Origin of the sequence: Streptomyces sp. NPDC050658, assembly GCF_044457025.1 — a bacterium.
In the GTDB taxonomy this organism is placed as follows: Bacteria; Actinomycetota; Actinomycetes; order Streptomycetales; family Streptomycetaceae; genus Streptomyces.
Window position 1 is genome coordinate 355066 of record NZ_JBITGM010000009.1, and the last position, 25868, is coordinate 380933.

General features: G+C 71.7%; 18 protein-coding genes and 1 pseudogene. 12 read left to right on the top strand and 7 right to left on the bottom strand.

Annotated features, from left to right (window positions below):
• The first annotated feature begins 108 nt into the window (after positions 1-108).
• Together ACIBKX_RS29645 and ACIBKX_RS29650 are read left to right on the top strand one after the other, a co-directional pair.
• Complete coding sequence (locus ACIBKX_RS29645) at positions 109-585, top strand: hypothetical protein (protein WP_363273506.1); 477 nt, start codon at positions 109-111, stop codon at positions 583-585.
• Positions 586-802: 217 nt separating this feature from the next.
• A pseudogene (locus ACIBKX_RS29650) lies at positions 803-1807 on the top strand (chitinase); the annotation flags it as partial.
• A 34-nt stretch (positions 1808-1841) separates the two neighbouring features.
• Here ACIBKX_RS29650 and ACIBKX_RS29655 read toward each other — a convergent pair.
• From ACIBKX_RS29655 to gabT, 4 genes are all read right to left on the bottom strand, one after another.
• Positions 1842-3131: a hypothetical protein gene (locus tag ACIBKX_RS29655; protein ID WP_363273505.1), complete on the bottom strand. Its 1290-nt coding sequence runs from the start codon at positions 3129-3131 to the stop codon at positions 1842-1844.
• 3 nt (positions 3132-3134) lie between these two features.
• A complete protein-coding gene (locus ACIBKX_RS29660) occupies positions 3135-5621 on the bottom strand; it encodes an AAA family ATPase (protein ID WP_363273504.1) in 2487 nt (828 codons plus the stop codon).
• A 21-nt stretch (positions 5622-5642) separates the two neighbouring features.
• Positions 5643-6209 (bottom strand): phosphatase PAP2 family protein, encoded by a 567-nt coding sequence (locus tag ACIBKX_RS29665; protein WP_363273503.1) that lies wholly within the window; start codon positions 6207-6209, stop codon positions 5643-5645.
• A 526-nt stretch (positions 6210-6735) separates the two neighbouring features.
• On the bottom strand, positions 6736-8070 hold the full coding sequence (gene gabT / locus ACIBKX_RS29670; protein WP_363273502.1) for a 4-aminobutyrate--2-oxoglutarate transaminase: 1335 nt from the start codon (positions 8068-8070) through the stop codon (positions 6736-6738).
• A gap of 322 nt (positions 8071-8392) precedes the next feature.
• Between gabT and ACIBKX_RS29675 the strand changes: the two genes are divergently transcribed.
• From ACIBKX_RS29675 to ACIBKX_RS29720, 10 genes are all read left to right on the top strand, one after another.
• Positions 8393-10525 (top strand): ATP-binding protein, encoded by a 2133-nt coding sequence (locus tag ACIBKX_RS29675; protein WP_363273501.1) that lies wholly within the window; start codon positions 8393-8395, stop codon positions 10523-10525.
• Between the two features lie 217 nt (positions 10526-10742).
• Positions 10743-12329 carry a PucR family transcriptional regulator gene (locus ACIBKX_RS29680; RefSeq protein WP_363273645.1) on the top strand — a complete coding sequence of 529 codons (1587 nt, stop codon included), beginning with the start codon at positions 10743-10745 and terminating at the stop codon, positions 12327-12329.
• Between the two features lie 155 nt (positions 12330-12484).
• On the top strand, positions 12485-13930 hold the full coding sequence (locus ACIBKX_RS29685; RefSeq protein ID WP_363273499.1) for an aldehyde dehydrogenase family protein: 1446 nt from the start codon (positions 12485-12487) through the stop codon (positions 13928-13930).
• 256 nt (positions 13931-14186) lie between these two features.
• On the top strand, positions 14187-16127 hold the full coding sequence (locus ACIBKX_RS29690; RefSeq protein WP_363273498.1) for an acyl-CoA dehydrogenase family protein: 1941 nt from the start codon (positions 14187-14189) through the stop codon (positions 16125-16127).
• 134 nt (positions 16128-16261) lie between these two features.
• A complete protein-coding gene (gene dxr, locus ACIBKX_RS29695; RefSeq protein ID WP_363273497.1) occupies positions 16262-17521 on the top strand; it encodes a 1-deoxy-D-xylulose-5-phosphate reductoisomerase in 1260 nt (419 codons plus the stop codon).
• Complete coding sequence (locus tag ACIBKX_RS29700; protein ID WP_363273495.1) at positions 17518-18819, top strand: site-2 protease family protein; 1302 nt, start codon at positions 17518-17520, stop codon at positions 18817-18819. Before dxr ends, ACIBKX_RS29700 begins: the two co-directional genes overlap by 4 nt.
• A 175-nt stretch (positions 18820-18994) precedes the next feature.
• Positions 18995-20152 (top strand): flavodoxin-dependent (E)-4-hydroxy-3-methylbut-2-enyl-diphosphate synthase, encoded by a 1158-nt coding sequence (gene ispG / locus ACIBKX_RS29705; protein ID WP_363273493.1) that lies wholly within the window; start codon positions 18995-18997, stop codon positions 20150-20152.
• Between the two features lie 352 nt (positions 20153-20504).
• Entirely contained in the window at positions 20505-21353 is an 849-nt protein-coding gene (locus ACIBKX_RS29710) for a GNAT family N-acetyltransferase (protein ID WP_363273492.1), read from the top strand.
• Between the two features lie 72 nt (positions 21354-21425).
• A complete protein-coding gene (locus ACIBKX_RS29715; protein ID WP_363273490.1) occupies positions 21426-21971 on the top strand; it encodes a GNAT family N-acetyltransferase in 546 nt (181 codons plus the stop codon).
• Positions 21972-22039: 68 nt separating this feature from the next.
• Positions 22040-23737: a proline--tRNA ligase gene (locus ACIBKX_RS29720; protein ID WP_363273488.1), complete on the top strand. Its 1698-nt coding sequence runs from the start codon at positions 22040-22042 to the stop codon at positions 23735-23737.
• 91 nt (positions 23738-23828) lie between these two features.
• Here ACIBKX_RS29720 and ACIBKX_RS29725 read toward each other — a convergent pair whose 3' ends face one another.
• The 3 genes from ACIBKX_RS29725 to ACIBKX_RS29735 are packed head-to-tail and all read right to left on the bottom strand — an operon-like array spanning position 23829 to position 25765.
• A complete protein-coding gene (locus ACIBKX_RS29725; protein WP_363273487.1) occupies positions 23829-24740 on the bottom strand; it encodes an aminoglycoside phosphotransferase family protein in 912 nt (303 codons plus the stop codon).
• 39 nt (positions 24741-24779) lie between these two features.
• Positions 24780-25238 carry a ferritin-like domain-containing protein gene (locus ACIBKX_RS29730; protein ID WP_363273486.1) on the bottom strand — a complete coding sequence of 153 codons (459 nt, stop codon included), beginning with the start codon at positions 25236-25238 and terminating at the stop codon, positions 24780-24782.
• A complete protein-coding gene (locus tag ACIBKX_RS29735; RefSeq protein WP_363273485.1) occupies positions 25235-25765 on the bottom strand; it encodes a hypothetical protein in 531 nt (176 codons plus the stop codon). Before ACIBKX_RS29735 ends, ACIBKX_RS29730 begins: the two co-directional genes overlap by 4 nt.
• Between the last annotated feature and the right edge of the window lie 103 nt (positions 25766-25868).

Here is a 25868-nt window from a genome sequence, read left to right on the forward strand (position 1 = left end):
CTGAGCAATTGGCCCGCCGAACCCGCGTAATGCTCCGCCCCCGGGCCGCTCCCTCCTGTGACAGGCCAGCTGACGCACAGCTGCCGCGCAGGAGAAGGAGGTCCCCCGATGACCGGTTCGGGGACGAAGTCGGCGGTCGAATGGCTGGTGTCCGTGGCACCTGATCCGGAGGCCTGCCGCTGGGAATGGGAGCGAAACCCCCTCGGGGTCGCGCTCCTCCCGGCGGGCAGGCTCTGGGACGTACTCATCCTGCCCGGCGAACTCGGCTACCCCACGCTCGACGTGCTCACCCGCTGCATCGACCGGCCCGGCCCGGTGCTCACCGACTTCGGCGACGCCCGCATGGGCTTCTTCGTCCCGGCGGGTACGGTCGCCCGCTGGATCGGTACGGGCGTACGGGGCGCGGGCCGCGGCACCTGGATCGTGGTGCCGTATCCGGGCCGGGCGACGGGCGCGGCCCGCTGGCTGATCCCACCGGACGGTTCGGGCACGCTCACCGACCCGGCCCTGCTGGAACTGGCCATGCACGAGGCGGCGGCGGGCCTTGTGCGGGACGCCCTGTACGCCCGGGACGAGGATTCGTGAACTGCCGGAACCCTTGACAACCGAATTGGTCTGGACCAAGTTGGGCGCGCGCCACCCTCCAATCCCCCCATGCCCGGAGGCAGTTGTGGACCGCTCGGACCGCTCCCTGATACGCCGTTTCAGACGTACGGCCATCGCCGTGGCCGCGGCCTTCGCGCTCGCCGCGCCCGCCGTGACCGCTCGGGCCGCCGACAGCACGCCGCAGGCCCCCGCCGACCACGCCCTTGTCGGCTACTTGCACACCAGTTTCGCCAACGGCTCGGGCTACACCCGGCTTGCGGACACCCCGGACAGCTGGGACATCATCGATCTCGCCTTCGGTGAACCGACGTCCCCGACCTCCGGCGACATCCGCTTCGACCTCTGCCCCAAGACGGAGTGCCCGAACGTCGAGACCAAGGACGAGTTCAAGGCCGCGATCAAGGCGAAGCAGGCGGCGGGCAAGAAGGTCCTGATCTCCATAGGCGGCCAGAACGGCCAGGTCCAGCTCACCACCACCCAGGCCCGCGACACCTTCGTCTCCTCGGTCTCGTCGATCATCGACGAGTACGGCCTGGACGGCCTGGACATCGACTTCGAGGGTCACTCGCTCTCCCTGGACGCCGACGACACGGACTTCAAGAACCCCAAGACCCCGTCGATCGTGAACCTGATCTCGGCGGTGAAGACCCTGAAGTCCAAGTACGGTTCAGGCTTCACCCTCACCATGGCGCCCGAGACCTTCTTCGTGCAGCTCGGCTACCAGTACTACGGCACGGGCAAATGGGGCGGCCAGGACCCGAGGGCGGGCGCCTACCTCCCGGTCATCCACGCCCTGCGCGACGACCTGACGCTCCTGCACGTCCAGGACTACAACTCCGGGCCGATCATGGGCCTGGACAACCAGTACCACTCGATGGGCGGCGCGGACTTCCACATAGCGATGACGGACATGCTCCTGACGGGCTTCCCGGTGGCGGGCGACACGAACAACGTCTTCCCCGCCCTGCCCCCGGAGAAGGTGGCCATCGGCATGCCGGCCTCGACGAACGCGGGCAACGGCCACGTCCCCACGACAGAGGTCAACAAGGCCCTGGACTGCCTGACGAAGTCCACGAACTGCGGCTCGTACCAGCCACACGGCACGTGGCCGACGCTGCGGGGCCTGATGACATGGTCGATCAACTGGGACCGCTACAACAACTGGGAGTTCTCGAGGAACTTCGACTCCTACTTCGGGTGAGGCGCCGCCACCCCGCCACCCGGTCCGCGTGGGGTCAGGCGATGACCTGGCCCCACAGCCGCACCAGGGCCTCGCCCCGCCCCGGCCCGCCGAGCGCGTCGAGCAGCGACGGCAGATCGACCGGCACCGACCGCACCCGTGCCGACGTGCCCCCGTCCCAGCGCCGCACCGCGACGCTCGCCCGCGGCGCCGCAGCCCCGCCCGGATGCAGCAGCACGCACGTCGCGGTCTCGCCGGCCGGCTGCCGGGCCAGGGCATGGGCGTACAGGAAGGCCTGGTAGAGGTCGGCGGTGCTGACCTTCTTCTCCTCGTACAGCTTGTACTTCACGTCCACCGGGCGGCGCACCGGCTGTCCGTCCCTGCTCCCCGAGAGCAGTACGTCCGGCCGCACCTCGCTGTAGTGGCGTCCGCTCCGCTCGTCGTGCAGTACTCCGCGGTGGCGGCTCTGGCCGTCGACGGTGAAGCCGGAACCGGCGGCGGCTGCGGCCTCGGCGAGCAGCCGGGTGGTGAAGGACTCGAAGAGCGCGTTCATGTCGATCAGGAACGCGCGCGCGGCGAGCGGTCCGGTGCCGAACAGGTCGTCGACGCCGCCGCCGGAGAGGAGCAGCGCGGCCCAGAGGTGCGCGGCCCGGTAGTGGGCGTTGTGCCGGTGGTAGTCGAGCGCGGCCAGCGCCGCCCGCAGATCGCCGAGTGGAGTGGGGGCGTACTGCGCGAACTGCGCCGCCACCCGTCGCGCACGGGCCCGCACGGCCGGGGTGCGGGTGGTGCGGGCCGCGAGATCGGCGGCGGCCGCGCAGAGCCGGTTGTCGAGGATGTCCGCGTCGTGCTCGTCGAATCGGCAGGCGAGCCGGTCGAGCCGCCCGTGATGCACCAGGAGCTGCCGCTCGGGCAGCAGCCGCCCCCGCACCGCCGGCAGATCCGTTTCCCGCGATACGTAGTCCCGCCGCACCCCGCGTGCGAGGAGCCGCTCCCCGTGCTCGACGACGAGCAGCGCGACCAGGTCCCGGAGATGAGGCCTCCCGTCGGCGAACGCCCGTCCCGCGTCCAGCGCCGCCGATGATCCCTCGGCGTACGCCAGCATGCGCAGCACGTCCAGCTCCTCGCCGAGGTACTTCGGCAGCACCCGCACTTCGCACGCGTCGAGCCGGATGACGCCGACATGCGGTCCGGCGGTCAACTGGAGCCGCCCGTGGGGCAGTTCCTGGATGTCCAGTCGCTCGGCGAGCCGGGGGTCCGCGATGCGGCGGCGGTCGGCGGGGGTGAGCCGGATGCGCTCGGCGGTGTGGCGGGCGTACTCGCGCAGGGTGATGACGGCCGGGGGCACCGGTCACTCCGTCCCGGTGTCGCCGTCGGTCCTGAACTCCGAGTAGAGCGCCGCGACCAGCGACTCGTCGTCGATCTCGCGCAGCGTGTGCGTCTCGGCGTCGACCAGGCCCTCGCCGAGGAACGACGTGAGCAGCGTGTAGTCGTCGTACGCGTACTCCTGGAGCAGCGGCAGGATCTCCGTGCGGATGATCTCGGCCAGCTCCGCGACGGAGCTCACGGGCTCCCCGTTCGGCAGGAAGAAGGCGTGCCCGATCTGCTTCTCGCGGTCGAGCTGCTCCCGGATGCGCTGGTTCAGGGCGTCGAGGAACGCGGCGAGATGCAGCCGGTCGACGTAGAAGCCCTGCAACGGAGCGGAGTCGGGCAGGAGTTCCAGGAACGCGAAGCGGCGCCGGATCGCCGCGTCGAGCATCCGGATGGAGCGGTCGGCCGTGTTCATCGTGCCGATCAGGTGGACGTTGCGCGGGATCGCGAAACGCTCCCCGCTCAGCGGCAGCGTGAACGAGCGGCCCCGTTTGTCCTTCTCCAGGAGCGTGACCAACTCCCCGAAGATCTTGGGCAGGTTGCCCCGGTTCAGCTCGTCGACGATCACGAGATACGGGTGGTCGGGATCGGCGGCCGCGGCAGCGCAGACCCGCTTGAACACGCCGTCGACCCGGTCGAGCGTGAGCCCGGCGCCGCCCTTCACCGGCCGGAAGCCCTCGACGAAGTCCTCGTACCCATAACTCGGATGGAAGGTGACCAGCGTCAGTCGCCCCGCCCCGAAGTCCCGCACGGGCGCGGTCAGCAGGTCGAGCGCGGTGCCGAAGCCGGGGCTTCCGGGCTCGGCGTACGGATCCAACTCGCCCGTTCCGTCGCTGCGTTCGCCGAGCCAGCGCACGGCGAAGCGCAGGGCCGCATATGTCTTGCCGGTGCCGGGAGGCCCGAAGAGGACGGCCTGGCCGCGCCGGTCGAGGGCGTCGGCCATGCGCTGGAGGGCGGGGTCGAGGGGCTGGGCGGTGATCTTCTCGTCCTTGACGAGCCCGTCGAGGACGTCCTGGAACTGGCGGCTCTCGATCTGCGACCACAGCTTGGCCGGCACGTCCTTGACGGTCACGAGAGCCCACGCGGGCACCCGCTCCTCCAGCCGGAGGGGCGGGGTGTGCCGCCACTCGACGCTCACGGTGTGCCGGTGGTGGGGACGCTCGGGCCGCCACACGTAACCCTCGTCGGTGACCGTGCCGATGCCGACGATCTCGCTCGTGCCACGGTTGGCGACGACCATGTCTCCGGGGTGCAGCTCCATCAGCGTCCAGACCTCGTTGGCCTTCGCGCTGATCTTCGACCTGCTGCCCGCGTACCGCTCGGCGTTGGCCGTGCCGAACGCCCGCTTGAACTCGTCCTTGTCCGCGAAGTCCCGCAGATCGCCGACCTCGTCCCAGCCGACGGCGGCATAGCCGCCCGCCAGACAGTCCTCCCACAGGGACGCGTCACGGCCGGGGGCGATCTTCACGATGCGGGGCGGCCGGGTCGGCGCCGCCCACCAGTGCAGGAACAGCGCCACCTGGTCACGGGACCAGCCGTCGAAGCGCCCCGACTCGTCGACGACGGAGGCGAGCAGCGCCCGGGTGGCGAAGACGCCGAGCTTGGCGGGGGCGGGCCGGCCGGTCAGGCGGGCGATGTAGTGCTTGACGGTGCCCAGGTCGTGGATGGGCAGGGTCGCCTCGGGGGCGTAGAGGCGCAGGGTCTTGGAGATGAGGTTGCCGTTGCCCGACCGCACCGCCTCGATGTCGTCGATGTCGGCGACCCGGCCCTCGCGTGCGGCGACGACGGCCTCGCCGATGCCCGCGCGCACGGCCGCCCAGGCTTCGTTCTCGTCGGCGTAGCGCTCGTCGTGGTACCAGCTCTCGCTCTGCTTCCGGTACGTGACCAGGTGCCCCTTGGTGAAGGCACCGCGCCCGCTGCCGAGGGCCTCCGCCTCGAACTCGACGCGGTAGCAGTACGGCTTGTCGCCCTGCCCCATCGCGTAGCGTTCGAGCTTCAGATACGGCCAGTTGTCCCAGGGGAACGCCTCCCGGATGGCCTCGGCCTGCCGCTCGGCGGCGATCAGCCGGTCCGCGAACGCGCCGGGGTCGAAGGCCGCGAGCGCCTCGTCGAGCGACCAGGGCCGGATCTCCTTGGCCTGAGCCTCGTTCACCGGGGCGAAGGTGCAGGAGCAGAGATGAGTGATCGGTCTGCCCTGCTGGTTGAGGAGGCCGATCCGCTCCGCGTACCTGACACGTGCCGTGGTGTCGGCCGCCGGTCCCGCGTCGAGCAGCCGGCGCCAGGTGAGTCCGTCGGGGTCGTTGCCGCGGGGCATTGAGCCGGAGTCCGTGAGGTGGCCGCACGCGGGGTCGTGGTGAAGCTTGGTGCCGTGCTTCGGCAGGAGTATGTGGCCCGGAGACGGCAACAGGGCGTAGTCCCGCCGTTCATAGGGAACGAGCACTCTCTCCGTCGCTGCGCCTGCGGTCACCGCGTCCCCTTCGAACTCGCCCTACTCCCTGGCCGGCCCCCGACCGTATCGCGCGACCACAAACACCATCACCACCAGCACCATCCCGAACAGAGACCAGCTCGCCACGACGTCCAGCGGCCAGTGATAGCCGCGCCGCACCAGGCCAAGCCCGACGCCGAAGTTCAACAGGGCGCAGGCGATGAGCAGTTCGCGGCGGGCGTAGGTGCCGCGCAGGTGGGGGAGCAGGAGCAGGGTCGCGCCGCCGTACGCGGCCAGCGCCGTGGCCGTGTGGCCCGAGGGGTAGTAGCCGGTGCCGTCCATGCCGGGTGGGGCCGTGCGGGCGACGAGGAGTTTCAGGGGGATCACCAGGGCCGGGACAGCCGCCATTCCCGCGGCGGCGGTCGCCGGGGGGAGCCACCAGCGGTACGTGCCGTCGCGCCGGCCGCGCCAGGCCGTCCAGGCGATGGTGGCGGCCAGGACGGGGGCCGCGATCGCGACGCCGCCCAGGTCGGCGAGGAACTCGGCGGCGCCGTTCGGGAGTGCGCTTCCGGCGGTCCAGGGGCCGAGCCGCTCGTCCGCGTCGCGGAGGGGGCCGTCGGCGGTCACCTGCCAGGTGATGAGCGCGAAGAGCAGCGCGCAGAGGCCGAAGAGGGCGGAGAGGAAATGGGTCGGCCGTCCCGGAACAGGGGGGGTAGTTCCGGGACGGCCGTCCTGATCGGCGTACCGCGCGCCCCGGGGGGTTTGGGGCGAGCGGCCATCCGATCGGTGAGGAGTTCCGGAGCCAGAGGCTCCAGGTGTGTGCGCGAGGGCACGACCAAGACGGGGCTGGGGAGGCTCCGTCCCGGTGTCGCCCGCAGTTCCCTGCGGGCGGGGTGTTTCTCTCATCTGCAGAAACCGTACGTCAGGTGGTGTCGGGCCGACAGGCGGAACGGCAACCCGGCATGGGTCCCGCACACGTTCTTCACACGCCCTGACGGTCACCCCAGGTCACGGCTCTCTCACCGCGCGGGGTACACACACGTCAGGCCATGTGCGGATACATACGGAGCCGGGATCTTCCCCTTTGGGATGATCCCGGCTCCGTTGACCGCTATCGGCGGCGGCCGCCGTGGTTCGGCCGCCGCCAGTAGCGTCAGATGCGGGCGAAGGCCGCCTCGATGATGTCCAGACCCTCGTTGAGCAGCTCGTCGCCGATCACCAGCGGCGGCAGGAAGCGCAGCACGTTGCCGTACGTGCCACAGGTGAGGACCAGCAGACCCTCCGCGTGGCAGGCCTTGGCCAGGGCGCCGGTCGCCTCCGGGTTCGGCTCCTTGGTGGCGCGGTCCTTGACCAGCTCGATGGCGATCATCGCGCCACGGCCGCGGATGTCGCCGACGATGTCGTACTTCTCCGCGATGGCGGCGAGGCGCGCCTTCATCGTGGCCTCGATGGCCTTCGCCTTGCCGTTGAGGTCGAGCTCCTTCATCGTCTCGATGGCACCGAGCGCACCGGCGCAGGCCACCGGGTTTCCGCCGTAGGTGCCGCCGAGGCCGCCCGCGTGCGCGGCGTCCATGATCTCGGCGCGGCCCGTGACGGCGGCGAGCGGCAGACCGCCCGCGATGCCCTTGGCGGTCGTGATCAGGTCCGGGACGATGCCTTCGTCCTCACACGCGAACCACTGGCCGGTGCGGCAGAAGCCGGACTGGATCTCGTCCGCGACGAAGACGATGCCGTTGTCGTTGGCGAACTGCACGATCGCCGGCAGGAAGCCCTTGGCCGGCTCGATGAAGCCGCCCTCGCCGAGCACCGGCTCGATGATGATCGCGGCGACGTTGTCCGCGCCGATCTGCTTGGTGATCTGGTCGATGGCCTGCTTGGCGGCCTCGGGACCGGCGTTCTCGGCGCCCGTCGGCCAGCGGTAGCCGTAGGCGACCGGGACGCGGTAGACCTCGGGGGCGAACGGGCCGAAGCCGTTCTTGTACGGCATGTTCTTGCTGGTCAGCGCCATCGTGAGGTTCGTACGGCCGTGGTAGCCGTGGTCGAAGACGACGACGGCCTGGCGCTTGGTGTACGCACGGGCGATCTTGACGGCGTTCTCGACGGCCTCGGCGCCGGAGTTGAACAGCGCCGACTTCTTCTCGTGGTCGCCCGGCGTCAGCTCGGCGAGCTGCTCGGCGACGGCGACGTAGCCCTCGTACGGCGTGACCATGAAACAGGTGTGGGTGAAGTCGGCGAGCTGCGCGCTCGCGCGGCGCACGACGGCCTCGGCGCTCGCGCCGACGGACGTCACGGCGATGCCGGAGCCGAAGTCGATGAAGCGGTTCCCGTCGACGTCCTCGATGATGCCGCCACCCGCGCGCGCCGCGAAGACGGGCAGCACGGAGCCCACGCCACCGGCGACCGTGGCGGTACGGCGGGCCTGCAGCTCCTGGGACTTCGGCCCGGGAATGGCGGTGACGACGCGGCGCTCCTGCGGAATTTCGGTCATGGAGGGCTCCTGGGGGTGGGGGTGTTACGGACGCACTGTTGCTTTCTTCGCAGGTTAGGGCCGGAAACCGGGGGCGGTCATGCTCCACGGGGGAGTTGTTCGGCGTGGCGGTTGTCCGTGGTGGACATAGCGGGGGACATAGCGGGGGACATGGTGGTGGACGCGGCGGCGGCCGGACGGGTCACGGCTTTCGTCCGCTTCGGGTGACGGGCCGCGCCACCACGTTCCCGCAGGCCCCGGCCGCGTATCCGGTGAACTCCCCCTGTGGGGGCACTAGATTGACCCGCGGAACAGCAGAGCGGCAGGTCAGGGGGCAAGGGTCATGGACTCCGACGGCACTTTCGACGCACGCGGCACGCATGCCACACCGGTGCCGCGGCCGGCGGTGCCTCCGGGATCGGGCGGGCGGCCCGGAACGCCGCCGCTTCCCGCGCAGGCGCCGGGCATGCCGCCGCGGCCCGACGGCTCCGCCTTCCTCACCTGGCTGCGCACGCCCCGCCCCGGCGCACAGCCGGGCGTGTGGCGGTTCGGGCACAAGCCGCGGCCCGAGCAGGAGCCGGAGGTCACGCCGACCCGGCAGCTGATCAGCGGGGCGCTGATCGCGTTCCTGGTGGGGTGGCTGCTCTGGTCGCTGCTGTGGAACGGCTACCTCGGCGGCTGGTGGGTGCTGCCGCTCGAACTGTTCCTGCCGGACGCCTGGATCTACAGCGACGACCGGGTCGGCAACGCGGTCGTCTGGTACGGCTACTACACCCTCATCGTGGTCGGGATCATGATCGGCGTGGGCCGCCTCGGCCGCTGGGGCGAGGTCTGGAGCCGGTTCATCGCCCCCCGCTTCCGCCGCGCCGCACCCCAGCAGCCGCCCCCCGCCCCCGGCGAGGACCCCGCCCAGTGGCCCCAGCTGCGGGCCGCCGGAGCCGAGGCCGCCGCCGAGCGGCTCGCCGCCGACGCGCGGGCCGGGCTGATGCGGGACGTCGACCACGCCCGGATCTCGCGGGCCTGGCGGTCCGTGCGGGCGGGGCGCAACGCCGTGAGCACGTTCACCGAGTCCGTCGTCAGGGACGGGGCCGCGGCCTGCCCGCACCCCTCCGGCGACCGGGACTTGCCCTCGCGCACCGCCCGCCACGACCTCGCCACCGCCCAGGTCCGGATCGGCACGACCGTCGACGACCCGCGCAATCCCTACGCCTACCGGGGCGCCGGCCTCGGCATCGGACCCGAGCTGCTCGGCACCTCGCTGCTCGCCGTCGGGCCCGCCGGGTCCGGCAAGACCGGCGCCGTCGTCCGGCCGGTCGCCGAGGCGCTGTGCCTCGGGGCGCTCGCCGGACGGGCCGCCGTCGTGGTGGTCGGGGCGGCCGGAGCACGGCTCGGGCCCGCCGAGGACTACGACGTCGTCGTCCAGATCGGACACCCCGACTCCGTGTACGACCTCGATCTGTACGGCGGGACCAGCGACCCCGACGAGGCGGCGGCCGTCCTCGCCGAGGCGCTCGTCGGCGACCTCGTGGACCCGCACCCCAGCGGGGACAGCCGCCGCTCGACGACCGTCCTCGCCCAGCTGCTCGGCCCGTACCACGCGGTGCACGGCCGTTTCCCCTCCGTGCCCGAGCTGCGCGCGCTGCTCGACGGCGCCCCGGGACCGCTCGGCGCGCTGCGCAAGGCGCTGCAGGAGGCCGGGCAGGAGGCGATGCTGCGGGAACTCGACGCGCGGGAGCGGCAGTTGGCCCACCCCGGCGATCCGGGTTCGGTCATCGCCGACCGCGTCGCCCTGCTCGACCGCCCGGCCTTCGCCGCGTTCTTCGACACCTCGGGCCAGAGCACCCCCTTCTCGCTGCGGGCCCTCGACCATCCCGTACGCGTCCGGATCGACCTCCCCGAGCGCGGTCACGCCGACGCGTCACGGATCCTCGCCCGGCTGATGCTCGCCCAGTTCACGTCGAGCGCCGCCGCCCGCGAGGACCGCTCGCTCTTCGCCTGTCTCGTCCTCGACGACGCCACCGGGACGGTCACTCCGGAGTCGGTACGCCGGTTGCAGCGGCTGCGGTCCGCGAACGCCGGGGTCGTGCTGACCCTGCGTACGCTCGACGACGCACCCCGGACGCTGCGCACCCCGCTGCTCGGCTCGGTCGGCTGCCGTATGGCGCTGTCCGGGCTCACCCCGTGGGACGGGCAGGACTTCGCGGAGGTCTGGGGCAAGGAGTGGACCGAGGCGCGGGACGTCACCGACCGGCAGATCATCGCCGAGACGCCGCTCGGCAAGACCGTGCACATGCTGCGCCGCGTCATCACCGGCAATGCCCCCACCGCCCGCGCGGTCACCGTCCGCCAGGTCGAGCGCGAACGCTGGTCCGCGTCCGAGCTGGCGCACGCGGTGCCGCCCGGTCACGCCGTGCTCTCGCTCACCGATGTGCGGGGGGAGCACGCGCCGCCGCTGCTGGTGGATCTCAGGGGGTAGCCGGACGGGCATAGGTAGGGATGTACGTACGGGGTAATCGGTCTCGTACGTACCGTACGGTGAGGCAGAATCGACACAGGTCGTTCATACGTACCGGCCAAAAGATCCACATCTCGTCCGGGATTCCATGTACGGACTCGGGCGCTCGCCGCCCGACCTGGCGTCGATCACCGTCGCCGACCGCCCAGACCTGCCGCTGACCCGACCTGAAGGCCTTATGCCGCCCACGCTCGCCTCCCTCGTCCATCACTCCGCGCTCAAGCTCACGGTGCGCGCCGGTGAGGAACATCTGGACGCGCCCGTGCGCTGGGCGCACGCCAGTGAGCTCACCGACCCCGTGCCCTACATGGAGGGCGGGGAGCTGCTCCTGATCACCGCGCTGAAGCTGGACGCGGAGGATCCGGACGCGATGCGCCGCTATGTGAAGCGGCTCGCGGCGGCGGGCGTCGTCGGGCTCGGCTTCGCGGTGGGCGTGCACTACGAGGACATCCCGCAGGCGCTGGTCGAGGCCTGCGAGGGGGAGGGGCTGCCGCTCCTGGAGGTCCCGAGGCGCACGCCGTTCCTCGCCATCAGCAAGGCCGTCTCGGCCGCGATCGCCGCCGACCAGTACCGCGCCGTGACGGCGGGCTTCGCCGCCCAGCGCGAGCTGACGAAGCAGGCGCTGAGCGACGGCCCCGAGGGACTGCTCGCCGCGCTCGCCGGACAGGTGGACGGCTGGGCGGCCCTGTACGACGCCTCGGGCGCCGTCGTCGCGACCGCACCGGAGTGGGCGTCCCGCCGGGCCGCCCGGCTCACCTCCGACGTCGAGCGTCTTCGGGACCGCACCGCGCCCGCCAGCGCGGTCGTCGCGGGCGCCGAGGACCGCGTGGAACTGCACTCGATCGGCACCGGGCGGCGGCCCCGCGCGGCGCTCGCCGTCGGCACGGCGTCCACGCTGGGCACGGCGGAGCGGTACGCGCTGCACTCCGCCATAGCGCTGCTCACGCTCACCACCGAGCGGAACCGCGCGCTGCACGCCGCCGAGGCGCGGATCGGCTCCGCGGTGCTCCGGATGCTGCTCGCCGGGGAGCCGGATCACGCGCGTACGGTCGCGGGGGATCTGTACGGAGGCCTCCTCGACGCCCCCTTCCGCCTCGTCGTCGCGGAGGTGCCGGCCTCCGCGCCCGAGGGCGGCGACCCGCTCGCCGGGCTCACCGACGCCGTCGAGTCGGCCGCCGCGCGCGCGGGCGAGGCTCTGCTGGTCGTGCCGTACGGCGAGCGGCTCGTGCTGCTCGTCGTGGACGGCGGCGCGGGCGCGGCGGCCTGCGTGGCGCACGCGGAGGAGCTGGAGTCGGGGCGGCCCGAGGTACGGGAGCAGGGCGCGGGCGACGAGACGGCGCTCCTGATGGGGCTGTCCGCGCCGGCCGGCCCGATCGCCGCCGCTTCGGCGTACAAGCAGGCGGAACAGGCGCTCTCGGTGGCCCGGCGGCGGGGGCGCACGCTGGTGGAGCACGAGGAACTGGCGGCGGGTTCGGTGCTGCCCCTGCTGGCCGACGACGCGGTGCGCGCCTTTGCCGACGGCCTCCTGCGTGCCCTGTACGAACACGACGCCACCGGCCGCGGCGACCTCATCGCCTCCCTGCGCGCCTGGCTCTCCCGCCACGGCCAGTGGGACGCGGCGGCGGCGGACCTGGGCGTCCACCGCCACACCCTGCGCTACCGCATGCGCCGGGTGGAGGAAATCCTCGGCCGCAGCCTGGACGATCCGGACGTCCGGATGGAGCTGTGGCTGGCACTGAAGACGACGGCGGCACCGTCGGACTGAGGGTCCTGCCCTCCTGCAAGCGCTCCGCCCCTGCCAAAGCGGCGTGCGGTTCGCCGTCAGTACTCCGCGTCGGACAAACGCCCTGTCCCTTCCGCGCCCCTACGGTGGGGACGTACCCCCCAAGACACACCTTCGCGGAAGGGCCGGGAATCGACATGACTTCCATCCACGCCTTCTGGCTCGCCGGTCGCCAGACCACCGGTGAGACCACTCTCGACGTCACCTCGCCCTACGACGGGCGGCTCGTCGGCAAGGCGGCCGTCCCGACCGACGCCCAGGTCGAGGAGGCCGTCGCCGCCGCGTACGCCGTGCGCGACGAGTTCGCCGCGACCCCGGCCCACGTCCGCGCCGCGGCCCTCGCGCACGTCTCGCAGCGCCTGGTCGAGCGTACGGAAGACATCGCCCGGCTCATCTCCGCGGAGAACGGCAAGCCGATCAAGTGGGCCCGTGGCGAGGTCGGCCGCGCGGTCTCCGTGTTCCGGTTCGCCGCCGAGGAAGCCCGCCGGTTCAACGGCGGCGAGGCCCAGCGTCTGGACACCGACGCCGGCGGCCAGGGCCGGCTCGCCGTGACCCGCCGCTTCCCCAAGGGCGTCGTCCTCGGCATCGCGCCGTTCAACTTCCCGCTGAACCTCTGCGCCCACAAGATCGCCCCGGCCATCGCCGCCGGCGCGCCGATCATCCTGAAGCCGGCCCCGGCCACCCCGCTCTCCGGCCTCATCCTCGGCGAGCTGCTCGCCGAGACGGAGCTGCCCGCCGGTTCGTGGAGCATCCTGCCGGTCGCCAACGACAAGATGCCGGCCCTCGTCCAGGACGAGCGCATGCCGGTCATCTCCTTCACGGGTTCCGAGAAGGTCGGTTACGCGATCATGGACTCGGTGCCGCGCAAGCACTGCACCCTGGAGCTCGGCGGAAACGGCGCCGCCGTCGTCCTCGACGACTTCTCGTCGGACGAGGACCTCGACTGGGCCGCTTCCCGCATCGCGACCTTCTCCAACTACCAGGGCGGCCAGTCCTGCATCTCGGTGCAGCGGGTGATCGCGGACGCGACCGTGTACGACCGGCTGCTGCCCCGCATCGTCGAGGCCGTCGAGGCCCAGGTCACCGGCGACCCGTCGGACCCGAAGACCGACGTCGGCCCGCTGGTCAGCGAGGACGCCGCCAAGCGCGTGGAGTCCTGGGTCGACGAGGCCGCCGCGGCGGGCGCGAAGATCCTCACCGGCGGCAAGCGGGACGGCGCCGCGTACGCGCCGACCGTGCTCACCGACGTACCGGCCGATGTGACCATCGCCTGCGAGGAGGTCTTCGGACCGGTCCTCACGGTCACGAAGGTGGACGGCGAGGCGGAGGCGTTCGCCGCCGTCAACGACTCCAAGTACGGCCTCCAGGCGGGCGTCTTCACGCACGACCTGCAGACCGCCTTCCGCGCCCACCGCGCCCTCGAGGTCGGCGGCGTGGTCATCGGCGACGCCCCCTCCTACCGCGCCGACCAGATGCCGTACGGCGGCGTCAAGCAGTCCGGCGTGGGCCGTGAGGGCGTCCGCTTCGCGATGGACGACTACACGTACGAGCGCGTGCTGGTCCTGACGGGTCTGGCTCTCTGAGCCACACACGAACCGGACGGTCGGAGCCCACTGTGCGGGGGCTCCGGCCGTTCTCGTTTCCGGGGGCACCGCGCGGCCCAGTCGTGTCCTGCGGGCACCGCACGGGCGCTGCTGGGCCAATCGCTGCGCGAGGACTGGTGGGGTCGGGACGAATCGGGTACATACGATCGAGTAGCACCAGTCAGTAACCGACCGGGTCACGATCGGGTCCGAACCGGCGCCGACCGGCCCCACTCCGCGGCGAGGTGAGCTCCTCATGTCCGCACCAACCCCCAAACCGTCCGTCAGCGAGCGCGAGGCCCGGCAGGTCGCCGAGGCCGCCCGCGAACAGGACTGGCGCAAGCCCAGCTTCGCCAAGGAACTCTTCCTGGGCCGCTTCCGGCTCGACCTGATCCACCCGCACCCGCTGCCCGCGGCCGAGGACGCCAAGCGCGGCGAGGATTTCCTGGCCAAGCTCCGCGACTTCTGCGAGACGAAGATCGACTCGGCCCGCATCGAGCGCGAGGCGAAGATCCCCGACGAGGTGATCAACGGCCTCAAGGAAATCGGCGCGCTCGGCATGAAGATCGACACCAAGTACGGCGGTCTCGGCCTCACGCAGGTGTACTACAACAAGGCCCTCGCCCTGGTCGGCTCCGCCAACCCGGCGATCGGCGCGCTGCTCTCCGCGCACCAGTCGATCGGCGTACCGCAGCCGCTCAAGCAGTTCGGCACCCAGGAGCAGAAGGACGCGTTCCTGCCGCGCTGCGCCCGTACGGACATCAGCGCCTTCCTGCTGACCGAGCCGGACGTCGGCTCGGACCCGGCGCGCATGGCGATGGCGGCCGTCCCCGACGGCGACGACCACTACGTCCTGGACGGCGTGAAGCTCTGGACCACGAACGGAGTCGTGGCCGACCTGCTCGTCGTCATGGCGCGCGTCCCGAAGTCCGAGGGCCACAAGGGCGGCATCACGGCCTTCGTCGTCGAGGCGGCCTCGGACGGCATCACCGTCGAGAACCGCAACGCCTTCATGGGGCTGCGCGGCCTGGAGAACGGCGTCACGCGTTTCCACCGGGTCCGGGTCCCCGCGGCCAACCGCATCGGCCCCGAGGGCGCGGGCCTGAAGATCGCGCTCACCACCCTCAACACCGGCCGGCTCTCCCTCCCCGCGATGTGCGTCGGCGCCGGCAAGTGGTGCCTGAAGATCGCCCGCGAGTGGTCGGGCGCGCGCGAGCAGTGGGGCAAGCCGGTCGCGTTCCACGAGGCGGTCGGCTCGAAGATCTCCTTCATCGCGGCGACCACGTTCGCCCTGGAGGCCGTACTCGACCTCTCCTCGCAGATGGCCGACGAGGACCGCAACGACATCCGCATCGAGGCCGCGCTCGCCAAGCTGTACGGCTCCGAGATGGGCTGTCTGATGGCGGACGAACTCGTCCAGATCCGCGGCGGCCGGGGCTTCGAGACCGCCGAGTCCCTCGCGGCGCGCGGCGAACGCGCGGTCCCCGCCGAACAGGTCCTGCGCGACCTGCGCATCAACCGCATCTTCGAGGGCTCCACGGAGATCATGCATCTGCTGATCGCCCGCGAGGCCGTGGACGCCCACCTGAAGGTCGCGGGCGACCTGATCGACCCGGACAAGTCCCTCTCCGACAAGGCGAAGGCGGGCGCCAAGGCAGGCGGCTTCTACGCCCGCTGGCTGCCGAAACTGGTGGCAGGACCTGGCCAACTCCCGCGCTCGTACGCCGAGTTCCACCCCGCCGGCCACCCCGACCTCTCCGGCCACCTGCGCTACGTGGAACGGAACGCCCGCAAACTGGCCCGCTCCACCTTCTACGCCATGTCCCGCTGGCAGGGAAAGATGGAGACCAAGCAGGGCTTCCTCGGCCGCATCGTCGACATCGGCGCCGAACTCTTCGCGATGAGCGCGGCCTGCGTGCGCGCCGAACTCCTGCGCACCACGGAGGAGTACGGCCGCGAGGCCTACCAGCTCGCCGACACCTTCTGCCGCCAGTCCCGCATCCGCGTCGACGAGCTCTTCGACCGCCTGTGGACCAACACGGACGACCTGGACCGCAAGGTGGTCAAGGGAGTCCTCTCCGGTACGTACACCTGGCTGGAGTCAGGCGTCATCGACCCCAGCGGCGAGGGGCCCTGGATCGCGGACGCAACCCCCGGCCCGACGCAACACGAGAACGTCCACCGGCCCATCCGCTGACGCGCGGGGGCGGGGCCGAGGCGGCCCCGCCCCCGCCCGATTCCGGCCCCTGATCCGGCCCCGGAGTCCGACTCCGACAGACCGGATCGGGCCGCAGTGCACCCGCACACAGCCGCCCACGCAAGAATGGGGTCATGAGCGACAGCCCTGCCCCCCTCGCGGACCCGCATCTCGTCTTCGACCCCGTGGTGACGGACGCCCCGCGGGACATCGTCATCCTCGGTTCGACCGGGTCGATCGGCACCCAGGCCATCGATCTCGTCCGGCGCAACCCCGGCCGCTTCCGCGTCACCGCGCTGTCCGCCGCCGGCGGCCGCGTCGGGCTGCTCGCCGAGCAGGCGCGGCAGCTGCGGGTGCGGACCGTCGCGGTGGCCCGCGAGGACGTCGTACCGGCGCTGCGCGAGGCGCTCAAGGGGCAGTACGGCGACGGTGAGCCGCTGCCCGAGATTCTCGCCGGGGCCGACGCGGCCACCCAGCTCGCCGCCTCCGAGTGCCACACGGTCCTCAACGGCATCACCGGTTCGATCGGGCTCGCGCCCACCCTCGCCGCGCTCGAGGCGGGCCGCACGCTCGCGCTCGCCAACAAGGAGTCGCTGATCGTCGGCGGCCCGCTGGTGAAGGCGCTCGCCAAGCCGGGGCAGATCATCCCCGTCGACTCCGAGCACGCCGCCCTCTTCCAGGCACTCGCCGCCGGCACCCGCGCCGACGTGCGCAAACTGGTCGTCACTGCTTCCGGTGGCCCGTTCCGGGGGCGTACGAAGGCGGAGCTGGCGAACGTCACCCCGGACGACGCTCTCGCGCACCCCACCTGGGCCATGGGCCCGGTCATCACCGTCAACTCGGCGACGCTCGTCAACAAGGGCCTGGAAGTCATCGAGGCGCATCTGCTGTACGACATTCCCTTCGAGCGCATCGAGGTCGTGGTCCACCCGCAGTCCTACGTGCACTCCATGGTCGAGTTCACGGACGGTTCCACGCTGGCTCAGGCCACTCCGCCCGACATGGCGGGGCCCATCGCCATCGGCATCGGCTGGCCCGAGCGGGTGCCGGACGCGGCCCCCGCGTTCGACTGGACCAAGGCCTCCAGCTGGGAGTTCTTCCCGCTCGACGACGAGGCCTTCCCCTCGGTCGGGCTCGCCCGGCACGTGGGGAAGCTCGCGGGCACGGCCCCGGCGGTGTTCAATGCCGCCAACGAGGAGTGCGTGGACGCGTTCTTGAACGGCGCCCTGCCCTTCAACGGGATCATGGAGACCGTCACCGAGGTCGTCGCCGAACACGGCACGCCGGCAGCGGGAACTTCCCTGACCGTCGCGGACGTCCTCGAAGCGGAGACCTGGGCGCGCGCCCGGGCCCGTGAACTGACGGCGAAGGCGACCGCGGAGGCCCGCGCATGACGACCTTGATGATGATCCTCGGCATAGTCGTCTTCGCGGTCGGACTGCTGTTCTCGATCGCCTGGCACGAGCTGGGCCACCTGTCGACCGCCAAGCTGTTCGGCATCCGCGTGCCGCAGTACATGGTCGGCTTCGGCCCGACGATCTTCTCGCGCAAGAAGGGCGACACCGAGTACGGCATCAAGGCCATCCCGCTCGGCGGCTACATCCGGATGATCGGCATGTTCCCGCCGGGCCCCGACGGCAAGATCGAGGCCCGCTCGACGTCGCCCTGGCGCGGCATGATCGAGGACGCGCGGTCCGCCGCGTTCGAGGAGCTGAAGCCCGGCGACGAGACGCGGCTCTTCTACACGCGCAAGCCGTGGAAGCGCGTGATCGTGATGTTCGCGGGCCCGTTCATGAATCTGATCCTCGCCGTCGCGATCTTCCTCGGCGTGATGATGACCTTCGGCATCAGCACACAGACGAACCAGGTCGGCAAGGTCTCGGACTGTGTCATCCAGCAGAGCGAGAACCGCTCGACCTGCGAGAAGGGCGACAAGCCCTCGCCCGCCAAGGCGGCGGGACTGAAGCCGGAAGACAAGATCGTCGGCTTCCAGGGGCAGCCCGTGGACGACTGGTCCACGCTCCAGTCGAAGATCCGCGAGACCATCGGCCCGGCCACCATCACGGTCGAGCGCGACGGCAAGCGGGTGGACCTGCACGCCACCCTCATCAAGAACCAGGTCAGCAAGACGGACGGCGACGGCGGCTATGTGGAAGGGAAGTACGTCTACGCGGGCTTCCTGGGCTTCACCCCCGCCACCGGCATCGTCCAGCAGGGCTTCGGCGACTCCGTGGACCGCATGGGCGACATGATGGAGAACGGCGTCGAGTCGCTCATCGCCCTGCCGTCCAAGATCCCCGACCTCTGGGACGCGGCCTTCGGTGACGGCGACCGCAAGCAGGACTCCCCGATGGGCGTCGTGGGCGCGGCACGCGTCGGCGGCGAGGTCTTCACGCTGGACATCCCGCCGGAGAACCAGATCGCGATGATGCTGTTCCTCGTCGCGGGCTTCAACCTCTCCCTCTTCCTCTTCAACATGCTGCCGCTGCTCCCGCTCGACGGCGGCCACATCGCGGGCGCCCTGTGGGAGTCGGTGCGCAGGCACGCGGCGAGGCTCCTGAAGCGGCCCGACCCGGGGCCGTTCGACGTGGCGAAGCTGATGCCGGTCGCCTACGTGGTGGCGGGAATCTTCATCTGCTTCACGATCCTGGTCCTGATCGCGGACGTGGTGAACCCGGTGAGGATTTCCTGACAAGGGTCTGATTAAGCGGAGTTTGCGGCGGCCGGGCACAGTATGTGTCCGGCCGCCCACTATTGGGTGGACTCTGGGGTGTGATGTGCCCGAGCCCTGTGGGGTGCCGTAATCTCGAAGCCTGGAGCCCGCCGATCTCGGGACCTTGATCCACACTCTTGGGGATGCTCGCCAGATGACTGCCGTATCGCTCGGAATCCCGTCCGTTCCGACCAAGCTCGCCGACCGCAGGGTCAGCCGCAAGATCCAGGTCGGTACGGTGGCCGTCGGCGGGGACGCACCGGTGTCGGTGCAGTCGATGACGACGACGCGTACGTCCGACATCGGGGCGACGCTTCAGCAGATCGCCGAGCTGACGGCGTCCGGCTGCCAGATCGTGCGCGTCGCGTGCCCGACGCAGGACGACGCGGACGCGCTGTCGACGATCGCGAGGAAGTCGCAGATCCCGGTGATCGCGGACATCCACTTCCAGCCGAAGTACGTCTTCGCGGCGATCGACGCGGGCTGCGCGGCGGTCCGTGTGAACCCGGGCAACATCAAGCAGTTCGACGACAAGGTCAAGGAGATCGCGCGCGCCGCGAAGGACGCGGGCACGCCGATCCGCATCGGCGTGAACGCGGGCTCCCTGGACGCGCGACTTCTCAAGAAGTACGGCAAGGCGACCCCCGAGGCGCTGGTCGAGTCGGCCCTGTGGGAGGCGTCCCTCTTCGAGGAGCACGACTTCCGGGACATCAAGATCTCGGTCAAGCACAACGACCCGGTGGTCATGGTCAACGCCTACCGCCAGCTCGCCGCCGCCTGCGACTACCCCCTCCACCTCGGTGTGACGGAGGCGGGCCCGGCCTTCCAGGGCACGATCAAGTCGGCGGTGGCCTTCGGCGCGCTGCTCTCCGAGGGCATCGGCGACACGATCCGCGTCTCCCTGTCCGCCCCTCCGGCGGAGGAGGTCAAGGTCGGCATGCAGATCCTGGAGTCGCTGAACCTCAAGCAGCGCCGCCTGGAGATCGTCTCCTGCCCCTCCTGCGGCCGCGCCCAGGTCGACGTCTACAAGCTGGCCGAGGAGGTCACCGCGGGCCTCGACGGCATGGAGGTGCCGCTGCGCGTCGCCGTCATGGGCTGCGTCGTGAACGGCCCGGGCGAGGCCCGCGAGGCCGACCTCGGCGTCGCCTCCGGCAACGGCAAGGGCCAGATCTTCGTCAAGGGCGAGGTCATCAAGACCGTCCCCGAGTCGAAGATCGTGGAGACCCTCATCGAAGAGGCCCTGAAGATCGCCGAGCAGATGGAGAAGGACGGCGTCCCGTCGGGCGAGCCGTCGGTGGCCGTCGCGGGCTAGGCGCTGCGCGCGCCGCAACGGTGTCATAGGGCCCCGTCACCGGGTGGTGGCGGGGCCCTACGCGTCCCCTCCGGGGCTTACTCCCGGCTGCGCCTGACGCGATGTCGTCTGCGGGCCGCCTCCAACCTGTCCCGCGGCCGACCGACGACAGCGCCCCCGGGGCCGCGGCCGACCGACGACAGCGCCCCCCCCGGGGCACGGGACACTGCAGGGAATCGGGCCGGTGGGCGGGAAACCTGCCGCGGAGCGGTAAGGGGCCCCCGGCCGCGGGGAAACGGACGCCCCGGCACAAGGCGCCCACGCCAGGTACAGTGCGGAGATCAGCAGCCCGCACCCGTGAGGCCCCCCGCACGTGTTGACTCAGACCACCTCCCGGGTCCTCGAACCGAGTGACCTGGACGCCGCGCTCGCCGTACTGGACCGCGAGCCGGTGGCCAACGCCTTCGTGACCGCGCGGGTCCGCGTCGCCGGGCTCGACCCGTGGCGGCTCGGCGGCGAGATGTGGGGCTGGTACGAGGACGGCATCCTGGAGTCGCTCTGCTACGCGGGTGCGAACCTCGTCCCGATCTGCGCCACCCCCAGAGCCGTCCGCGCCTTCGCCGACCGCGCCCGTAGGGCAGGCCGCCGCTGCTCTTCCATCGTCGGCCCCGCCGAGCCCACCGCCCAGCTGTGGCGGCTGCTCGAACCCTCCTGGGGCCCCGCCCGCGAGGTCCGCGACCGGCAGCCGGTGATGGTCACCGACCGGCTCCCGAACGACATCACCCCCGACCCGTACGTCCGTCGCGTCCGCAAGGACGAGATGGAGACGATCATGCCGGCGTGCGTGGCGATGTTCACCGAGGAGGTCGGCATCTCGCCGCTCGCCGGCGACGGCGGCCTGCTCTACCAGGCGCGCGTCGCCGAACTGGTCGGCGCGGGCCGCTCCTTCGCCCGCCTCGACGCCGACGGCAAGGTCGTCTTCAAGGCCGAGATCGGCGCCGCCACCGCCCAGGCCTGCCAGGTGCAGGGCGTCTGGGTGGCCCCGGAGTACCGGGGCCAGGGCCTGGCCGCCCCCGGCATGGCCGCCGTCATGCGATACGCCCTCGCGGACGTCGCCCCGGTCGTCAGCCTCTACGTCAACGACTTCAATACGGCGGCCAGAGCGGCGTACCGGCGCGTGGGGTTCCAAGAGGTCGGCGCGTTCATGAGCGTCCTCTTCTGACGTCCCGCCCACGCCCGCACGCCCCGTCCGGCACCCCTCACGTTTCCCCGTACGCGAGTTACAGTTCGGCGCATGACTGACGACGTCGTGATCGGGCCGCTGGACCTCGCCACGCACGTGGACGACGCGCTGCGCGTGCAGGCCCACGCCTTCGGGCTGAGCGACGACGAGGTCGCCGTGCGGCGGCAGATCGTGCTGCGGCACATCACCTACCCCGGCGCCCGCGCGCTCGGCGCCCGCACCCCCGAGGGGCGGCTCGTCGGCTTCGTCTACGGCATGCCGAACGACCGGGCCCACTGGTGGTCCACCGTCGTCGAGCCGTATCTGCGCGCCCGCGACCTGGACGGCTGGCTCGACGACTCCTTCGTGATCACCGAGCTCCATGTGCAGCCCGGCTACCAGAACCGCGGCGTCGGCCGCACGCTCATCACCACCATCACCGACAGTGCCGTACAGCCCCGCTCGATCCTCTCCGCGATCGACGTCGAGAGCCCGGCACGCGGCCTCTACCGCTCCCTCGGCTACCACGACCTGGCCCGCAGGGTCCTCTTCCCGAGCGCCCCGAAGCCGTACGCGGTGATGGGTGCGCCCCTCCCGCTCAGGCGGGCAGGCGCCTAACCGATTTCCGCCCGCGTAAGCTCGGCGGCTAACCTCCTGCCATCACCCTTTCCACGCAGGAGTTCACCATGGCCCAGGTCCAGCGCATGTCCCGATTGATGATCAAGACACTGCGCGACGACCCGGCGGACGCCGAGACGCTCAACCACAAGCTCCTCGTCCGGGCCGGTTACGTCCGCCGCACCGCCGCCGGCATCTGGTCCTGGCTGCCGCTGGGCAAGAAGGTCCTGGAGAACATCACTCACGTCGTACGCGAGGAGATGGACGCCATCGGCGCCCAGGAGGTCCTCCTGCCCGCCCTGCTCCCCAAGGAGTCGTACGACGCGACGGGCCGCTACGACGAGTACGGCGACCTGCTGTTCCGCCTGAAGGACCGCAAGGGCGCCGACTACCTCCTGGGCCCGACCCACGAGGAGATCTTCACCCAGATCGTCAAGGACCAGTGCTCGTCCTACAAGGACCTGCCGGTCGTGCTCTACCAGATCCAGACGAAGTACCGCGACGAGGCCCGGCCCCGCGCCGGTGTGCTGCGCGGCCGCGAGTTCCAGATGAAGGACTCGTACTCCTTCGACACGACGGACGAGGGCCTCGCCGAGTCGTACGCGCTGCACCGCGCCGCGTACATCAAGATCTTCGAGCGCCTCGGCCTCGACCACCGCATCGTGTCCGCCGTGTCGGGCGCGATGGGCGGCTCGGCGTCCGAGGAGTTCCTGGCGCCCGCGCCGGCCGGTGAGGACACCTTCGTGGACTGCCCGGCGTGCGACTACGCGGCCAACACGGAGGCGGTGTCGTTCGTGGCGACGGAGACGGTGGACGCCTCCGCCCACGGTCCCGTCGAGGAGCTGGACACCCCCGACACCCCGACCATCGAGACGCTCGCCGAGCACCTCGGCGTCCCGGCCTCCGCGACGCTGAAGAACCTCCTGGTCAAGGTCGACGGCGAGATCGTCGCCGTCGGTGTCCCCGGCGACCGCGAGGTCGACCTCGACAAGCTCGGCGAGCACCTCTCGCCGGCCGTGGTCGAGCTGGTGACGGCCGAGGACTTCGAGGGTCGCGACGATCTTGTACGTGGCTATGTCGGCCCGCAGGGCCTGGAGAAGGTCCGCTACATCGCCGACCCGCGGGTGGCGGCGGGCACGGCCTGGATCACCGGCGCCAACAAGATCAACACGCATGCGAAGAACGTCGTCGCCGGCCGTGACTTCGAGGTCGACGACTACCTGGACGTCGTGGTCGTCGAGGAGGGCGACCCGTGCCCCAAGTGCGGCGCCGGCCTGAAGCTGGACCGCGCGATCGAGATCGGTCACATCTTCCAGCTGGGCCGCAAGTTCGCCGACGCCTTCCAGCTGGACGTCCTCGGGCAGCAGGGCAAGCCGGTCCGCGTGACCATGGGTTCGTACGGCATCGGCGTCTCGCGCGCGGTGGCGGCGCTGGCCGAGCAGACGGCGGACGACAAGGGTCTGTGCTGGCCCAAGGAGATCGCCCCCGCCGACGTCCACGTGGTGGCCGCGGGCAAGGCGCTCCAGACGGAGCTGGCCCTCGACGTCTCCGAGCAGCTGAACGCGGCGGGCGTCCGGGTCCTGGTCGACGACCGCGCGGGCGTCTCGCCCGGTGTGAAGTTCACCGACGCGGAGCTGATCGGCGTCCCGACCATCCTGGTCGCGGGCCGTCGCTCGGCGGAGGGCGTAGTGGAGCTGAAGGACCGCAGGACCGGGGAGCGCGAGGAGCTGACGGTCGCCGAGGCGATCGCCCGCCTCACGGCCTAGTGCCCCGAAGGGGCGCGGGGCTGTGACACATGCGGCTCCGCCGCGTGGGCGCGACCAGCCACATACGGTCCGCGGACTCCGCGCCCCACCGTCAGAGCCACCCCGCGAACTCCAACAGCAGCTCCGCGTCCTGTTCGCGTCCCACCCGGCGCGCCCGTACGCCCGACTCGACCGCACGGAACAGCGTCCAGCCCCGCAACCGCTCCTGGTCGACGTCCAGGGACTCCGCCAGCTTCTTCACGCGGCGGCGGGTGATCGACGCGCCCGAGGGGGAGGCGATCAGGTCCTCGACGCGGTCGCGGACCAGGCGGGCCAGGTCGAAGGCGGGCTCGCCGACCACCGGGTCGGGGCCGACGGCCAGCCACGGCATCCGGTCGCCCTGCAGCACCTTGCTCTGCCGGAAGGTGCCGTGGAGGAGGCGCACGTCCGCCGGAGCGTCCGCGAGCAGCGCGTCCCGGGCGGACAGCGCCGCGTCCACCAGCGGAGCGACCTCCTCGTCGGCCCCCGCCGAGGCCCGCATCGCCTCCGCCTGCCGCCCCGTCCGCTCGGCGACCGTCTCGAAGCGGTGGTCCGCCGGCGGCTCCACCCACAGGCGGCGCAACGTTCCGGCGGCCTCCAGCAGCGCCTTGGACTCCGGCAGCGAACGTACCGAGACGTCGCGGTGCAGGCGTTCCAGGAGCAGGGCGCCGTCCGTCGCGGACGGGCCGTCCAGGAGGCGTACCGCACCCAGGCCCGCCCAGTGCGCCAGCGCCGCCCGCTCGCTCTGCGGCCGCGACCGCGGCGGCACCAGCTTGAGGACGGCAGGGGTGTCGTCCGCAAGCCGGACAAGGACCACCAGGCTGCTGCGTCCGCCGGGCACATGGACCCGTTCGACGGTCAACTCGCGTAGAGCGACGGCCTGTTCCACCGTCTGGGGCAGCTTCGCCAGCCAGTCGTCGCCGGCACCGTCCCGCGCCGTCTCACCGAGTGCGGTGACGAGGCGCTGCGGCGGTTCGAGAGCCATACGCGAGGTGTTTCCTTCCTGAGCGGATCGAGCGGCGGGTCATGCCTTGGGGGCGGCGGAGCCGGCCGCCTCGGACCGCTCCGCGAGACCAGGGAAGGTTACGCTCCCGCCCCGCCACCGCGCCGCACGGACCGCCGCCTCCCGCAGCGCCTCGGCCGCGCTGCCCCGCCGGGCGCCGCCGGACGCGCGTACGAGATCGGAGTAGACCCCCGCGACCCGCTCCTCGAGCTCCGTCGCGAGCCGCACGGCCGCCGCGGAGTCCGGCACCTCGAACGGCAGCGTGTACGCGGCCGCCGACGGCTCCGGCTCCCCGCCCAGGTCGCGCACCGCCCGCTGCAGCTCGTCGCGCCGGGCACGGTGCGCGTCGTACGCCGTGCGCGCCTCGCCCCTGCGGGCCTCGCCGATCCGGCCGCCGACGACCCCATAGCCGTACACGGCCGCGTGCTCGGCGCCCAGTGCCGCCTGCACGGCCTTCAACTCGTCCTTGGAAACGCTCACTTGGCGCCCTCCGTCAGCAGATACGCGTGTGCCGCGCCGGCCGCCGCCACCGACGCGAGGAGCCGGGCCAGCTCGGCGGGCGCGTCGAGCAGGGCGCTCGACCGCCGCTTGGCCAGTTCGCGCTCGGCCTCGGCCAGTTCACGCACGGCGGCCTTCTCGTCCGTCGGTACGGACGGGGACGCCGAGGGGGACGCGGAAGCCGACGGGGAGGGCGTGGCCGTGCGGTGTCCCTTCGTGAACGCCGCCTCGTGCCGCTTCACCTCGGCCCGCAGCGGATCCAGCCGGCCGGCGAGCGCGGGATGCGCGACGAGGACGGCGTCGTACCGCCCCAGCAGCACACCGCTCTCCTTCGCGGCACGCACCCGCAGCCGCTCGGCGGCGGCGGGGCGCTCGTCGGCGTCTCCCGAGGAGCCGGAGCCCGAGCAGCCGGCGAGCAGCGCGGCCCCGGCGGTAGCCGTGGCCCCGGTCAGCAGAGTGCGCCGGCGCGGCCCTGAGCGGGGGAGCGAGGAGGTGGGATACGACGGCACGGCGACGTCCTCGGGAGGAAGGCCAGCAAGGCAGGCAGTCGGCAGGGGGGAACGGTGATCACCGTACCTTCGGCCCGGCTTCGTACTCGCGAGCGGCTCGGTA

What these genes read in the sequence shown, in the direction of transcription:
- ACIBKX_RS29645 (WP_363273506.1), top strand. Translation starts at nt 109, where the DNA reads ATGACCGGTTCGGGGACGAAGTCGGCGGTCGAATGGCTGGTGTCCGTG.
- gabT (WP_363273502.1), bottom strand. Translation starts at nt 8,070, where the DNA reads ATGACCGAAATTCCGCAGGAGCGCCGCGTCGTCACCGCCATTCCCGGG.
- ACIBKX_RS29675 (WP_363273501.1), top strand. Translation starts at nt 8,393, where the DNA reads ATGGACTCCGACGGCACTTTCGACGCACGCGGCACGCATGCCACACCG.
- ACIBKX_RS29680 (WP_363273645.1), top strand. Translation starts at nt 10,743, where the DNA reads ATGCCGCCCACGCTCGCCTCCCTCGTCCATCACTCCGCGCTCAAGCTC.
- ACIBKX_RS29685 (WP_363273499.1), top strand. Translation starts at nt 12,485, where the DNA reads ATGACTTCCATCCACGCCTTCTGGCTCGCCGGTCGCCAGACCACCGGT.
- ACIBKX_RS29690 (WP_363273498.1), top strand. Translation starts at nt 14,187, where the DNA reads ATGTCCGCACCAACCCCCAAACCGTCCGTCAGCGAGCGCGAGGCCCGG.
- dxr (WP_363273497.1), top strand. Translation starts at nt 16,262, where the DNA reads ATGAGCGACAGCCCTGCCCCCCTCGCGGACCCGCATCTCGTCTTCGAC.
- ACIBKX_RS29700 (WP_363273495.1), top strand. Translation starts at nt 17,518, where the DNA reads ATGACGACCTTGATGATGATCCTCGGCATAGTCGTCTTCGCGGTCGGA.
- ispG (WP_363273493.1), top strand. Translation starts at nt 18,995, where the DNA reads ATGACTGCCGTATCGCTCGGAATCCCGTCCGTTCCGACCAAGCTCGCC.
- ACIBKX_RS29715 (WP_363273490.1), top strand. Translation starts at nt 21,426, where the DNA reads ATGACTGACGACGTCGTGATCGGGCCGCTGGACCTCGCCACGCACGTG.
- ACIBKX_RS29720 (WP_363273488.1), top strand. Translation starts at nt 22,040, where the DNA reads ATGGCCCAGGTCCAGCGCATGTCCCGATTGATGATCAAGACACTGCGC.
- ACIBKX_RS29725 (WP_363273487.1), bottom strand. Translation starts at nt 24,740, where the DNA reads ATGGCTCTCGAACCGCCGCAGCGCCTCGTCACCGCACTCGGTGAGACG.